This is a genomic window from Pseudomonas sp. AK181 (assembly GCF_051122975.1).
GTDB lineage: Bacteria > Pseudomonadota > Gammaproteobacteria > Pseudomonadales > Pseudomonadaceae > Aquipseudomonas > Aquipseudomonas lactis.
This window is the reverse complement of the sequence record NZ_CP146348.1, coordinates 4443511-4456775: the sequence shown is the minus strand read 5'-3', so window position 1 is coordinate 4456775 and position 13265 is coordinate 4443511. Positions and strand designations below refer to the sequence as shown.

The following is a 13265-nucleotide window of genomic DNA, read 5'->3' as shown; positions in this document are numbered from 1 at the left end:
CACGCTCTGCGTGGGGATGCATCCTGTGATGCTCTGCGTCACGCTTCACTGGAGCCCCCATGGCCAACGCCTTGCCCGACCTGAAACTCCTGCGCATCTTCGTCAGCGTTGTGCGCCATCAAGGGTTCGCCAATGCCCAGCACGAACTCAACCTGTCGACGTCGGCCATCAGCACCTACATGAGCCAACTCGAATCTGCCTTGGGCCTGGTGCTGTGCCATCGTGGCCGTGGCGGCTTCAGCCTGACCAGCAAGGGCGAGCTGTTTCATCAGGAAACCCTGCGCCTGTTGGGCGAACTTGAAGGGTTCGAGCAATACGCCGCTGCGTTGAAAGGCGAATTGCGCGGCACCCTCAAACTCGGGGTGCTCGACTCCACCGTCAGCGACAAGGCCTTGCCGTTCGCTGAAGTGATTGGCGCCTACAGCCTGGAGCACCCGGCAGTGCATTTGCACCTGTCGGTGCTGAGCCCCTACGAATTGCAACTGGGGGTGCAGGACAACCGCCTGGACTTGGCCATCGGCGCGTTTTCCAACCGCATGAGCGGGCTGATCTACATGCCGCTGTACCGCGAACAGCACTGGTTGTATTGCAGCACCCGGCACCCATTGTTCAACGAGCGGCGCATCCCGGAACAAGTGATCACCCAGCAACGTATGGTCGGGAGAGGTTACTGGAGCCAGGCCGAGCTGGCGCGCCACGGCTTCAAGCACAGCGCTGCGACGGTGGAAAGTATGGAAGCGCAGCTGATTCTGGTGCTGTCGGGCGCTTACATTGGCTACCTGCCGGAGCATTACGCCCAGGCCTGGGCAGACAAGGGCGACCTGCGCGTATTGCTGCCGGCCACCTTCGGTTACCAGGCGCCGTTTTCGATGATCATGCGCCGTGGCCGCAGCCGCGAGCCACTGATCCAGACCTTCCGCGATTTGCTCAAGACCCAGCTCAACCAGGCCTGAAAACACCATGTCCCGACCCCACTGCCCGCGCTGCCTGCGCCCGACCACGCACTGCCTCTGTGCGCTGATCCCCCACCTCGACAGCCGCACCCGCGTGTTGCTGTTGCAGCACCCGAGCGAGGTCGGCCATGCGCTCAATACGGCGCGGTTGGCGGCGTTGGGCCTGAACAATGCGCAGTTGGTGGTGGGGGAGGTGTTTGATGACTTGGCGACGCTATTGAACCCGCCTGGCTATCGGGCACGGCTGTTGTTCCCGGCGGATGACGCCGAGCCGCTGCACGCCTATGCCCCTGACGATCAGCCACTGCTGTTGGTGGTTCCCGATGGCACCTGGCGCAAGGCACGCAAGCTGTTGCACCTCAACCCTTTGCTGGCGGCGCTGCCCCGGGTGACATTGGCCGACGGCGGCGTTTCCCGCTATCGCTTGCGCAAGGCGCCGGGGCCTGGCGCCTTGTCGACGGTCGAAGCGATCACGCAAGCCTTGCAGGTGCTGGAAGCGCCGACGTCGTTCGAGCCATTGCTCAAACCTTTTGAAGCGCTGATCGAAGGGCAGATTGCTGCGATGGGCGAGGAAGTTTTCCAGCGTAACCATGGCGACCCGACATAAACCCTGCTTATGCCTTTAAGCCATAAGCACCACACTTTGCGTGATATGGCCCGCCGGCCTTTCCCGGTATGATGTGCGCCCCGCAGTCTGGATTGCGAATACGCCATGACCTTGCAGTACCCAACAATCGCCGATTGCGTCGGCAACACGCCCCTGGTCCGCTTGCAACGCATGGCGGGTGAAACCAGCAATACCCTGTTGCTCAAACTCGAGGGCAACAACCCGGCCGGCTCGGTCAAAGATCGCCCTGCGCTGTCGATGATCGCCCGCGCCGAGTTGCGTGGGCAGATCAAGCCCGGCGACACCCTGATCGAAGCCACCTCCGGTAACACCGGGATCGCCCTGGCCATGGCCGCAGCGATCAAAGGCTACAAGATGGTGCTGATCATGCCCGACAACGGCAGCGCCGAGCGCAAGGCGGCGATGACCGCCTATGGCGCCCAGCTCATCCTGGTGACCCAGGAAGAAGGCATGGAAGGCGCTCGCGATCTTGCCGAGCGCATGGCCGCCGAAGGCCGTGGCGTGGTGCTCGATCAGTTCGCCAACGGCGACAACCCCGAGGCGCACTACACCAGCACCGGCCCGGAGATCTGGCGCCAGACCCAGGGCACCATCACCCATTTCGTCAGCTCCATGGGCACCACCGGTACCATCATGGGCAACTCGCGCTACCTCAAGGAGCAGAACCCGGCGATCCAGATCGTCGGCCTGCAACCGATGGAAGGCGCGGCCATCCCCGGTATTCGCCGTTGGCCCGAAGAGTATTTGCCGAAGATCTACAACGCCACGCGAGTAGACCGCATCATCGACATGGCCCAGCGCGAAGCCGAAGACACCACGCGCCGCCTGGCCCGTGAAGAAGGCATCTTCTGCGGCGTGTCCTCCGGTGGCGCCGTGGCCGGTATGTTGCGCTTGTCCAAAGAAGTGGAAAACGCGGTGATCGTCGCGATCATCTGTGACCGAGGCGACCGTTACCTGTCGACCGGCATTTTCGACGAACCCAACTGATGGCCAAGCACGAGAGAGGCCTGCGCTTCCAACCGACGGGCGGCAGCCGGGCCCCACAGATACCCGTGGGCAAGAAACAGCGCCTGACCATCGAGCGCCTGGCCAATGACGGCCGGGGCATCGTGTTCTTTGAAGGCCGCACCTGGTTTGTGAATGGTGCGTTGGCCGGTGAAGAGGTGGAAGCACGGGTGTTGGGCGCCCATGGCAAAGTGGTCGAGGCGCGCACCGAGCGGGTATTTCAGGCCAGTGAGTTGCGTCGCCCGGCACCCTGCGCCCATGTTGGCCGCTGCGGCGGTTGCAGCGTGCAGCACCTGCCCCATGAAGAACAACTTGCCCTGAAACAGCGCATGCTCGCCGAGCAATTGTCTCGGGTGGCCGGCGTCGAGCCGCAGGAGTGGGCAGCGCCGTTGAGCGGGCCGGAGTTCGGTTATCGGCGCCGCGCCCGCGTGGCCGTACGTTGGGATGCAAAGGCCAAACAGCTTGAAGTGGGTTTTCGCGCCGTGGCCAGCCAGGACATCGTTGCTATCAATGATTGCCCGGTACTGGTACAGGCCTTGCAACCGATCATGCAGCGTTTGCCAACGATGCTGCGTCGCCTGAGCAAACCGCAGGCGTTGGGGCATGTGGAGTTGTTCAGCGGTTCGTCCATCGCCGTGTTGCTGCGGCATATGGCGCCGTTGTCCGAGACTGACCTGCAGATCCTCAAGGAATTCTGCGCCTTCCATGACGCCCAATTGTGGCTGCACGGGGAAGGGCAGCCGGAGCCCGTTGAGCCGGGTCAGGCCCTGGGCTTTCGTTTGGATGCCTGGGACTTGGAGCTGGCGTACCGGCCGGGCGACTTTGTGCAGGTCAACGCCGGGGTCAACCAGGCGATGGTCGCCCAAGCGCTGCAATGGCTGGCGCCACAAGCCGACGAACGGGTACTGGACCTGTTTTGCGGCCTGGGCAACTTTGCCCTGCCACTGGCTCGCAATGTGCGCGAAGTGGTGGCGGTGGAGGGCGTACAGGCAATGGTGGAGCGTGCGTCGCTCAATGCCGTCAGCAACCATTTGCATAACGCACAGTTTTTTCAGGCCGATTTGTCTCAGCCTTTGACCGACGCAGAATGGGCCAAACAGGGCTTTTCTGCGGTACTCTTGGACCCACCCCGCGATGGTGCCCTGGAGGTTGTGCGCAAACTTGCAGCCTTGGGGGCCAAGCGCCTGGTGTATGTGTCCTGCAACCCAGCCACGCTGGCGCGGGACACGGTTGAGTTGGTCAAGCAAGGCTACCGGCTAAAGCGTGCCGGGATCCTCGACATGTTTCCGCAGACCGCGCATGTCGAGGCCATGGCGTTATTTGAAGCGGGCTAGGATGCCCGTTTAATCCGACTGGCCTGCGTTCTCCAGGGCCTGAACACTGCCACGGAGCTCGCAGTAAAAGTCGGCGATGATTTTGGCGCATCGAAGGTGCGTCGTAGGGAAGGTAAGCAAGATGGTACAGGTGAGAGCACACCAGCCGATCAACACCGACGGCAGTATCAATCTCGAGGCATGGCTGGATCATGCCGTCAGTGTCGACCCGGCACTGGACCGTGAAGCCTTGAAAGCAGCCTGCGAGTTCGCTCGTGAGTCTGAACAGCAAGACAATGCGGCCAAGAACCTGTGGGCCGAAGGCACTTCAAGTTTTCGCACCGGCCTGGAAATCGCCGAGATCCTCGCCGATCTCAAGCTGGACCAGGATTCGCTGATCGCCGCCGTGCTCTATCGCGGCGTGCGCGAAGGGCATATTGCGTTGCCGCTGGTCAGCCAGCGTTTCGGCGCGGTGGTGGCCAAGCTGATCGACGGCGTGCTGCGCATGGCGGCCATCAGCGCCAGCCTCAGCCCGCGCCAGTCGATGGTGCTGGGCACCCAGGGCCAGGTAGAGAACCTGCGCAAAATGCTGGTGGCGATGGTCGACGACGTACGCGTCGCCCTGATCAAGCTGGCCGAACGCACCTGCGCGATCCGGGCGGTGAAGACCGCCGATGACGAAAAGCGCAACCGCGTGGCCCGCGAAGTCTTCGACATCTACGCGCCGCTGGCTCATCGCCTGGGCATCGGCCATATCAAGTGGGAGCTGGAGGATTTGTCCTTCCGCTACCTGGAACCCGACCAATACAAACAGATCGCCACGCTGCTGCATGAGCGGCGCCTGGACCGCGAGCGCTTTATCAGCGACGTGATGGGCCAGTTGCGTTCGGAGTTGCAAGCTACCGGCGTGGACGCCGACATCAGCGGCCGCGCCAAGCACATCTATTCCATCTGGCGCAAAATGCAGCGCAAGGGCCTGGCCTTCAGCCAGATCTACGACGTGCGTGCGGTGCGCGTGCTGGTGCCGGAAATGCGCGACTGCTACACCGCGCTGGGTATCGTCCACACGCTGTGGCGGCACATCCCCAAGGAATTCGACGACTATATCGCCAACCCCAAGGAAAACGGCTACCGCTCGCTGCACACGGCGGTAATCGGCCCTGAAGGCAAGGTGCTGGAAGTGCAGATCCGCACCCACGCCATGCACGAAGAGGCCGAGCTGGGGGTGTGCGCGCACTGGCGCTACAAGGGCACCGATGTCAAGGCCGGGTCCAACCAGTACGAAGAGAAGATTTCCTGGCTGCGTCAAGTGCTGGAATGGCACGAAGAACTCGGCGACATCGGCGGCCTGGCCGAACAGCTGCGGGTGGATATCGAGCCGGACCGGGTCTATATCTTCACGCCTGACGGCCACGCCATCGACTTGCCCAAGGGCGCCACACCGCTGGACTTCGCCTACCGCGTGCACACCGAAATCGGCCATAACTGCCGCGGCGCCAAGATCAACGGGCGCATCGTGCCGCTCAACTACAGCCTGCAAACCGGTGAACAGGTCGAGATCATCACCAGCAAGCACGGCACGCCGAGCCGCGACTGGCTGAACCCGAACCTGGGCTACATCACCACCTCGCGGGCGCGGGCGAAGATCGTCCACTGGTTCAAACTGCAGGCGCGTGACCAGAACGTCGCCGCCGGCAAGACCTTGCTTGAACGCGAACTGGCGCGCCTTGGCCTGCCTCAGGTGGACTTCGACAAGCTGGCCGAAAAGGCCAACATGAAGATCGCCGAAGACATGTTCGCCGCCCTCGGCGCGGGCGACCTGCGCCTGGCGCAACTGGTCAACCTGGCCCAGCAACTGGTCGAGCCGGAGCGCGGCAACGAACAGCTGGAGCTGATCCCGCGCAAAGCCACTGGCTACAAGCCGGGCAAGCGTGGCGATATCCAGATCCAGGGCGTGGGCAACCTGATGACGCAAATGGCCGGCTGCTGCCAGCCACTGCCGGGCGACGCGATTGTCGGCTATATCACCCAGGGCCGTGGCGTGAGCATTCACCGCCAGGACTGCGCCTCGGTGCTGCAACTGGGCGGGCGCGAACCCGAGCGAATCATCCAGGTCAGCTGGGGTCCGGTGCCGGTGCTCACGTATCCGGTGGACATCATCATCCGTGCCTACGACCGTTCCGGCTTGCTGCGTGACGTCTCGCAAGTGCTGCTCAACGAGCGGATCAACGTGCTGGCGGTCAACACCCGCTCGAACAAGGAAGACAACACTGCGTTGATGTCGCTGACCATCGAGATTCCGGGGTTGGACGCACTCGGGCGGCTGCTGGGGCGGATTTCCCAGTTGCCGAACATCATCGAAACCCGGCGCAACCGCACTCCATGAATAGCTGGATGATTGCTGACTGACATGTGGAGCTGTTTTCTGTGGGAGCTGGCTTGCCTGCGATAGCATCACCTCGGTTCAATTGAAGCACCGAGTCGCCGGCATCGCAGGCAAGCCAGCTCCCACATTAGATATTCAGCGGAAAGAGATACGATGTATTCACTCGAAGACCTGCTGCACCTGATGAACCGCCTGCGCGACCCGCAATACGGCTGCCCGTGGGACATCAAGCAAACCTACGCCACCATCGTCCCGCACACGCTGGAAGAAGCCTATGAAGTGGCCGACGCCATCGAGCGCGGCGATTTCGATCACCTGCAAGGCGAGTTGGGCGACCTGCTGTTTCAGGTGGTGTATTACAGCCAACTGGCACGGGAAGAAGGGCGCTTCGAATTTGCCGGCGTGATCGACAGCATTACCCGTAAGTTGATTCGCCGGCATCCTCACGTGTTCCCAACCGGCGACCTGTACGCGCCGCTGGATATCCCGCAGTTGAGCGAAGAGCAGGTCAAGCAGCGCTGGGAGCAGATCAAGGCTGAGGAGCGCGCAGAAAAGTCCGACGCTCCCGAGCAACTCTCCCTGCTCGACGATGTGCCCACCGCCTTACCGTCGTTGTCCCGTGCGGCCAAATTGCAAAAGCGCGCCAGCCAGGTCGGTTTCGACTGGCCGTCCGCGTTGCCGGTGGTGGACAACGTGCGCGAAGAGTTGGACGAAGTGCTCGAAGCCATGGCCGATAACGACTCGGCAGCCATCGCCGATGAAGTCGGCGACCTGCTGTTTGCCGCGGTCAACCTGGCGCGTCACCTCAAGGTCGACCCGGAAACCGCCTTGCGCGGCGCCAATGCCAAGTTCGAACGACGTTTCCGATTTATCGAACAGGCATTGCGCGATACACACCAACCCATAGAAGATTGCACCCTCGAAGTGTTGGACGCCCTCTGGGGTGAAGCCAAACGTCAGGAAAAGAATGTGTCCAGCTGCGGTTGAGCAGTTGCCTAAGTGAGTAAGCACCATGAGCCTTTCCCTTCGCGACCAGTTGCTCAAAGCAGGTCTGGTCAACCAAAAGCAGGCCAAGCAGGTCGGCAAAGAGAAACAGAAACAGCAGCGCCTGGTCCACAAAGGCCAGGCCGAAGTCGATGATACCCAGGCCCGCCTGGCCGCCGAGGCCCAGGCCGAGAAGGTCAAGCGTGACCAGGAGCTGAACCGTCAGCAGCAGGAAAAAGCCGAGGCCAAGGCGCGTACCGCCCAGGTCAAGCAACTGATCGAGACCTCGCGCCTGCCCAAGCTGACCACCGAGGACTACTACAACTTCGTGGATGACAAGAAGGTCAAGCGCCTGTCGGTCAACACGCTGATGCGCAACAAGCTGAGCAACGGCTCCCTGGCAATCGTGCACCACGGTGGCGGCTACGAGGTGATCCCGCGCGAGGCAGCGCTGAAGATCCAGGAGCGTGCTCCGGAGCGTATCGTGCAGCTCAACATCCTCACCGAAAGCCAGGTGCCGGATGAGGATGATCCGTACGCCGCTTACCAGATCCCTGATGATCTGATGTGGTAAGCATCTAGAAATGACAAACCCCGTCAAAAGGCGGGGTTTGTATTTAAACGTGCAGCACCAGCCTGTTACCAATCCACGGCGTAACTCAGGCTGAAGGTACGACCCTCGGCATTCGGGTACGGTGCGCGGGCGTTGGCCTGGGCGAACATGTTCTGGTAGTTGCGATTGGTGAGGTTGTACACCGCACCTTCGAGGCGACCTACCGGCAACCTTACCGAGCCGAGCAGGTCGACCAGGGTGTAGCCCTGGATATCGCGACCGTTGTTGTCCTTGGCCGCCGCGTCGTAATTGGCCAGGCGCATACCCTGCAAGCGCAGGCTGTAGTCGTCACGCTCATAGCCGACAAAGGCTGTGGTCTTGGCGGGAGAGATACGGGTGGCAGGCAAGTCGATCCACTTGCCGTTCTGCTGGGTCTCGCCTTTGGCGTACGCGTAAGTACCGCCGACGGACCATTGGTCGGTGATGTTATAGGTCAGGCCGGTTTCGACGCCACGTACGCGCTCTTTCTGATTGATCAGGCGCAGCACACGATCATTGGCATCATAGAACTGCGTGACATCCGAGGTGTTTTCATACGCGGTGACACTGGCCTGCCACTTGTCCCAATCGCCACGCCAGCCCAGCTCGTAGCTGTCGACTTTAAGGGCCTGGGCATTGAGGTCCTGGATATCGTATTTGCTGTTCACATCACGCAGGAAGCGCTGGATATCCGGCAGGGAAAAGCCCTGGCTGAAGTTGACGAACACATCCTGGTTGTCGGTCAGGTGGTACACCGCCCCGAGGTTATACAGCGTGTCATCATATTTGAGCGTGCCACCGGGCAGTGTCGCGCGGTTGCCGGTCTGGACGATTTCGCCGTATGCGATGCTGTCGGAGACCTTGCTCTCAATCCACTCGCGACGTACGCCACCGCGCAAGGTCCAGTTGTCGATGTCGTAGGACAGTTGGCCAAAGATGGCTTTGGTGGTGGTCTCGATATCTGGGCCCAGTTCGAACGTGGTACCGGTTTTGGTGTAGGTCAGGCCATTGACCCGGTACTGGTCGCCACGCTGGCGTGAGGTTTCATGGTCGTAGTCCGCGCCCCATACCAGATTGCCCGTTGCCGGGCCGATGTCCGGCATTTGTGTGTCGATTGCCGCCCGCAGACCGTAGACGTCCTGCACGCTGTTGTTGTCTGACACGCCTGCCCGGCCCCGGGACAGGTCTGGAAAGAACAGTGCATCCGCCCGCCGCCAGTAACTTTCCACCTGCAAGCCCTGGCCGTAAAAATCCTTGTCGGCGTAGTTGAGGTTGACCGCCTGGTTATGGGTGTAGGGTTGGTCGCCCAGGTCCAGGCCTTTTACCGCGACTGCGTCGCTGGTGATGCGGGGGTTCTTGGTGTAGCGAGTGTCTTGTTCGTCTTTATAGTCTTGCAGCGACAGGCTGATCTTCTTGTCATCATCAAGCTCATAGCCGAAGCGACCTTGCAGGTCGTAGGTATCGGTGTCCATGTTGCTGCCCTGGGACGTGTCCTGGGGAATGCGCTTGCCATTACCGTCGAACTGATCGTTGCGCTGTACGGTATTGCCTGAGAGATACCAGTCCACCGGGCCCTTGCGGCCCGTGGCGCTTTGGAACGCCTGATAAGCGAACCCCTTGTGGCTGAAGTTGTTGCCGGCGGTCATGCCGATCTTGCTGCTGAACGCCAGGTCTTCACCTTGGTTGCGTTTGGTGATGATGTTGATGATGCCGCCCGATGCGCCTGCGCCGTAGACACTGCTGGCGCCGGAGATCACTTCGATACGCTCGATGCTTTCTGGTGCCACGCTGTTGAGCTGGCGGAAGTTATCGCGCGTGGCGTTTTGCGAAACCCCGTCGATCAGGATCAGGGTATTACGCCCGCGAAGCGTCTGGCCGAAGTTGCTCATGCCGCCGCTGGAAGGCGCAATGCCAGGCACCAGTTGGCCGAGGATATCGGCGACCCGACGTCCTGCACCCGTCTGTTGGCGGATTTGCGCTTCATTGATCACCTGCACCGAGCCTGGAATCTGCGCAATGCTGGTTTCGCTGCGCGTGGCCGATACCACGGTCGCCTGCAGTTGCAAGCTGGTCGGCGTTGCCGGTGTCTGCTCGGTCTGATCGGCCCATGCAGGGGCGCTTATCGACCCAAGAAGTGGCAGCAGTACTGCCCATTGCGATGTGTTCATGATCATGTCTCAGAGTTATTAGAAGTATTGACAGAAAAATCGGATGTCTCAGGCGCTCGCGCGAATGCACGGATGGCGCGGATACTTACGGCGGCCAGGGCATAGGTGAGTGCGACCAGCCAGAAGCTGTGCGCCAGGCCCACCCACCCCATGCCGATACCGCCCAACAAGGCGCCGCACAGCGCACCGGCTTTGGCGGCGCTATTGCCCATGCCCAGGGCAAAACCCTGCTGGTTGTGCGCTACGGTAGTGGCGATCAGTGTGTAGGCCACGGGCAACAAAGCACCCTGCCACACGCCCCACAGCAGCCGGCTGGCGATAAAACCCGACCATTCACTGGCCAGTGCCGTGCAGGCCAGCGTGAAGGCGCAGGCCCACGTGACCCACTCGATGATGCGCAGCGTATGGGCTGGCTGATGCCGATCGAACAGGCGGCCCCACAACGGCGCGGACAGTGCCAGGGTCAAGGCGCTGGCGCCATAGCTGGCGCCGATCAGCCACGCGGGTGCGTGCAAAACCTGGGCGACGTACAGGGCGTAAAACGGTTGCGGCATCATCCTGGCTGCCTGGATCAATACGATGATCCCCAGCATCGCGCCAATCCAGCCTTTGGGGAGTGCGGCAGGCTTGGGTGTACGGGCAGGTCTCGATCGTGGTGAGTCGCTGGGTAAAAACGCGCTGATTATCGCGCACAACAGGCAGACGGCGGTGGCGCTGTAGCACAGCAATGCGAAACCGGATATGTCCATCAGCCAGCCGCCCAGCACTGGCCCGGCCAGGGAGCCTACGGCGGTGGCTGATTGCAGTCGGGCAAGAATGTGCCCCCGTCCGCCGTCGCCGCAGCTGGCCAGCGCGTAAGCTTGGGCAGCGGCGATGAAACCAGCCAATGCGCCTTGTACTACACGGATAGCCACCAGCCACCATGGATCAGGTGTAATTGCAGCCAGGGCCTGGCACACCGCTAACGCCAGCAGCGCGCGGATAATCATGAGCTTATGACCGGTGCGGTCGCCCAGTCTTCCCCACATAGGCGTGAGGATCATCGCCGCCATCATCGGCCCTGCATACACCAGCGAAGACAGCAGACCGGTGTACTGGGCATTGGCAACGCCCAGCAGCTTCTGGATTTGCAGCGGCCAGAACGGGCCGCTCATTTCCATCGCCCCCATGGACACCAACTGAATCACCACCAGCAGCCGCAGCGCTGTGTTGTTAGTCGGCATTGGCGGCCGCGCTCAACGGGTTAGGCAATCGCCCGACGATATCGGCATGACTCTCCAGCAGGCGCATGCGCATGAACGACTTGGCCGGCCACGCGTGCTCCAGCAGTGCTTCACGCTCGGTGGCCCAGCGCTGCGGGTCAACCTGCGCGCGCAGGTCGTCAAAACCCTGGCTGACCTGAGCCGACAGTTCATTCCAGAGCAGCGCCTGGGGGACGTCGAAGTGGCGCGCGGCAAGCAGGATGAGCTCGCCCAAATGGCACATGAATACGGTGTGCAGGAGTTTGTCCCGTACGAAACCGGCGTCGTCGTACAGCGTCATCTTCGGGTCGTGCAGTTCAATGTCCAGGCCGTGGGCGTGCAAGGTCTTGCGGTCGATTCGGATATCGCCGAAGTCGCGCAACAGCAGGCGGCTCAATTGTCCGTCTGCGGCCATCACCATGAAGGAGTTTTGCTGATGGGCCTCAAAAGCGATGCCATAACGCAAGTACATGCCCAGCAGTGCTGGCACGGTGATCGCTGCGTAGTCATGGAAGAACGCGAGCATGGCCGCCGCGTTATCCTTGCCTTGGCTCAGGCGCACCCATTGCCTCAGCAGCGGCTGGCCGTGTTGATCAATGGCAAACAGGCTGCCCACTGGCACGGCCATTTCCCCTGGCTGGAGCTGGCTATGGGGATTGTCGCGATAGAGCACTGCCAAGTGGCGGGAGTGCTCGTCATTGGTCGGTTGTGGCTGGAAATGCACACCGATCCGCTCGGGAATGATGCTGAGGATGTTCTGGATCGCAGGCTCACGTTCCAGGATGCTCAGTAGCAAATGGCTGATCCGTGGGCCCATGCGCGCTGAGCGCGGCGATACGGTGCGCTGTACGCTGGTCAGTCGCAGTGACACTGGGAGTTTGACCATGGGCGCATCGCAACGGCCTTCAGGCAAGACGGTCCGGAACGACATGGTGGGGTGGGCGGTGAACGCGACGATATCGGTCAGCACCAGCAGCTTGTCGCCGATTTCGTTGGCGAACAGTTGGGGCAGTTCCTGGCGTGCCTGCCAAGGGTGGGCGGGCAATGGCAGATAATCGCCTGCCTGAAGGCCCTGTGCTTGCAGGACTTCGGTCAATTGCTGTGCCGCTCGCGGGAAGTGCTCGCTCCACCACTGCCAGTAATCGGCGGTACCGGCCAACTTTTCGACATGGGCAAATTGGCGATGTAGCGCGCACAGCAGCACCGGGAAGCGTGCTTCGAACTCTGGCGAATAGTCGATGACTTGCTCGGTATTCAGGCCCAGCTTGGTCTTGTAGTTGGGGTGCCATGGGTGACCCAGTGTTCCCCATTGTTCAAGCACGGAGGTTGGGTTGATAACGCTCTGGCTGTTTTTGAGATGATTCAGCAGATTGTCTTGGTGCTCCGGGCCCATGGACGCATGCAGCTTGAGCGTCCATTGCTCATGGAAGGCCAGGCACAAGGTGTCGTTGATGAAGCTGTCGTCGATCTCGACGTTGAGGCGGTTGAGCACTTCCTGGTCGGCAGGCGACTCAAGGCTGGCGTTAAGCAACGTCAATAACTGTGAGGGGAACTGGATTTTCTGTTCGGGCTGGCCTTCACGCAATAGGATGACTTCGCCGCGCAGGTCCCAGCTTGCCATGCGGCCAGGACGCAAATGTTCGAAACGCAGTCGGGCCTGGCAAGGCAGTGTCAGTGAGCAATGCCCATGTTCGTCATAAATGAGGGTGCTGGGGTCCAGCAGGCTTTCACGAAACAAAGCTTGGATCAGGCGTTGGAAGCTACGTTCGGCGGCGGGTGCCAGCGTATTGATCAGGGTTTGGAGGCTGATGTGGCTGGCCTGAAATTGCGCAGTGGCAAGTGCTTCGCTCCAGCGTTCCAGTAACGCGTTTTCTGGCTTGCTGCTATTTCCATGCATCTAATTGATTCCCTGATTCGTGAGCCTGAATGAAAAGCGAACGAATGATATCGAGAATCATTATTTGTGTGTGTTTTTGTTACATTAATTTATGGCGA

10 protein-coding genes are annotated in these 13265 nt (G+C 61.1%); 7 read left to right on the top strand and 3 right to left on the bottom strand.

What is annotated here, in order from left to right; translation table 11 throughout:
- The first annotated feature begins 59 nt into the window (after nucleotides 1–59).
- The 7 genes from V8689_RS20305 to V8689_RS20275 all read left to right on the top strand — a co-directional run bounded on the left by V8689_RS20305 (nucleotide 60) and on the right by V8689_RS20275 (nucleotide 7843).
- Complete coding sequence (locus V8689_RS20305) at nucleotides 60–953, top strand: LysR family transcriptional regulator (RefSeq protein ID WP_017845303.1); 894 nt, start codon at nucleotides 60–62, stop codon at nucleotides 951–953.
- Nucleotides 954–960: 7 nt separating this feature from the next.
- The gene (locus tag V8689_RS20300) at nucleotides 961–1560 is read left to right on the top strand and encodes a tRNA-uridine aminocarboxypropyltransferase (RefSeq protein ID WP_056786542.1); all 600 of its coding nucleotides are present in this window, start codon (nucleotides 961–963) and stop codon (nucleotides 1558–1560) included.
- A 105-nt stretch (nucleotides 1561–1665) separates the two neighbouring features.
- Nucleotides 1666–2568 carry a cysteine synthase CysM gene (gene cysM, locus V8689_RS20295; protein ID WP_003193080.1) on the top strand — a complete coding sequence of 301 codons (903 nt, stop codon included), beginning with the start codon at nucleotides 1666–1668 and terminating at the stop codon, nucleotides 2566–2568.
- Nucleotides 2568–3920: a 23S rRNA (uracil(1939)-C(5))-methyltransferase RlmD gene (gene rlmD / locus V8689_RS20290; RefSeq protein WP_056786538.1), complete on the top strand. Its 1353-nt coding sequence runs from the start codon at nucleotides 2568–2570 to the stop codon at nucleotides 3918–3920. Before cysM ends, rlmD begins: the two co-directional genes overlap by 1 nt.
- A gap of 121 nt (nucleotides 3921–4041) precedes the next feature.
- Complete coding sequence (gene relA / locus V8689_RS20285) at nucleotides 4042–6285, top strand: GTP diphosphokinase (RefSeq protein WP_003193076.1); 2244 nt, start codon at nucleotides 4042–4044, stop codon at nucleotides 6283–6285.
- 153 nt (nucleotides 6286–6438) lie between these two features.
- Nucleotides 6439–7272 (top strand): nucleoside triphosphate pyrophosphohydrolase, encoded by an 834-nt coding sequence (gene mazG, locus V8689_RS20280; RefSeq protein WP_056786536.1) that lies wholly within the window; start codon nucleotides 6439–6441, stop codon nucleotides 7270–7272.
- 25 nt (nucleotides 7273–7297) lie between these two features.
- Entirely contained in the window at nucleotides 7298–7843 is a 546-nt protein-coding gene (locus V8689_RS20275) for a DUF2058 domain-containing protein (protein ID WP_003193073.1), read from the top strand.
- A gap of 65 nt (nucleotides 7844–7908) precedes the next feature.
- Here the strand turns inward: V8689_RS20275 and V8689_RS20270 are convergent, their stop codons facing one another.
- Genes V8689_RS20270 through V8689_RS20260 form a run of 3 tightly spaced genes read right to left on the bottom strand, consistent with a single transcriptional unit; the run spans nucleotide 7909 to nucleotide 13167 of the window.
- Entirely contained in the window at nucleotides 7909–10029 is a 2121-nt protein-coding gene (locus V8689_RS20270; protein ID WP_056786534.1) for a TonB-dependent receptor, read from the bottom strand.
- A gap of 2 nt (nucleotides 10030–10031) precedes the next feature.
- The gene (locus V8689_RS20265; protein ID WP_056786531.1) at nucleotides 10032–11252 is read right to left on the bottom strand and encodes an MFS transporter; all 1221 of its coding nucleotides are present in this window, start codon (nucleotides 11250–11252) and stop codon (nucleotides 10032–10034) included.
- Entirely contained in the window at nucleotides 11242–13167 is a 1926-nt protein-coding gene (locus tag V8689_RS20260) for an IucA/IucC family protein (RefSeq protein ID WP_056786529.1), read from the bottom strand. The genes V8689_RS20265 and V8689_RS20260 overlap by 11 nt, the downstream gene beginning before the upstream one ends.
- Nucleotides 13168–13265 lie beyond the last annotated feature (98 nt).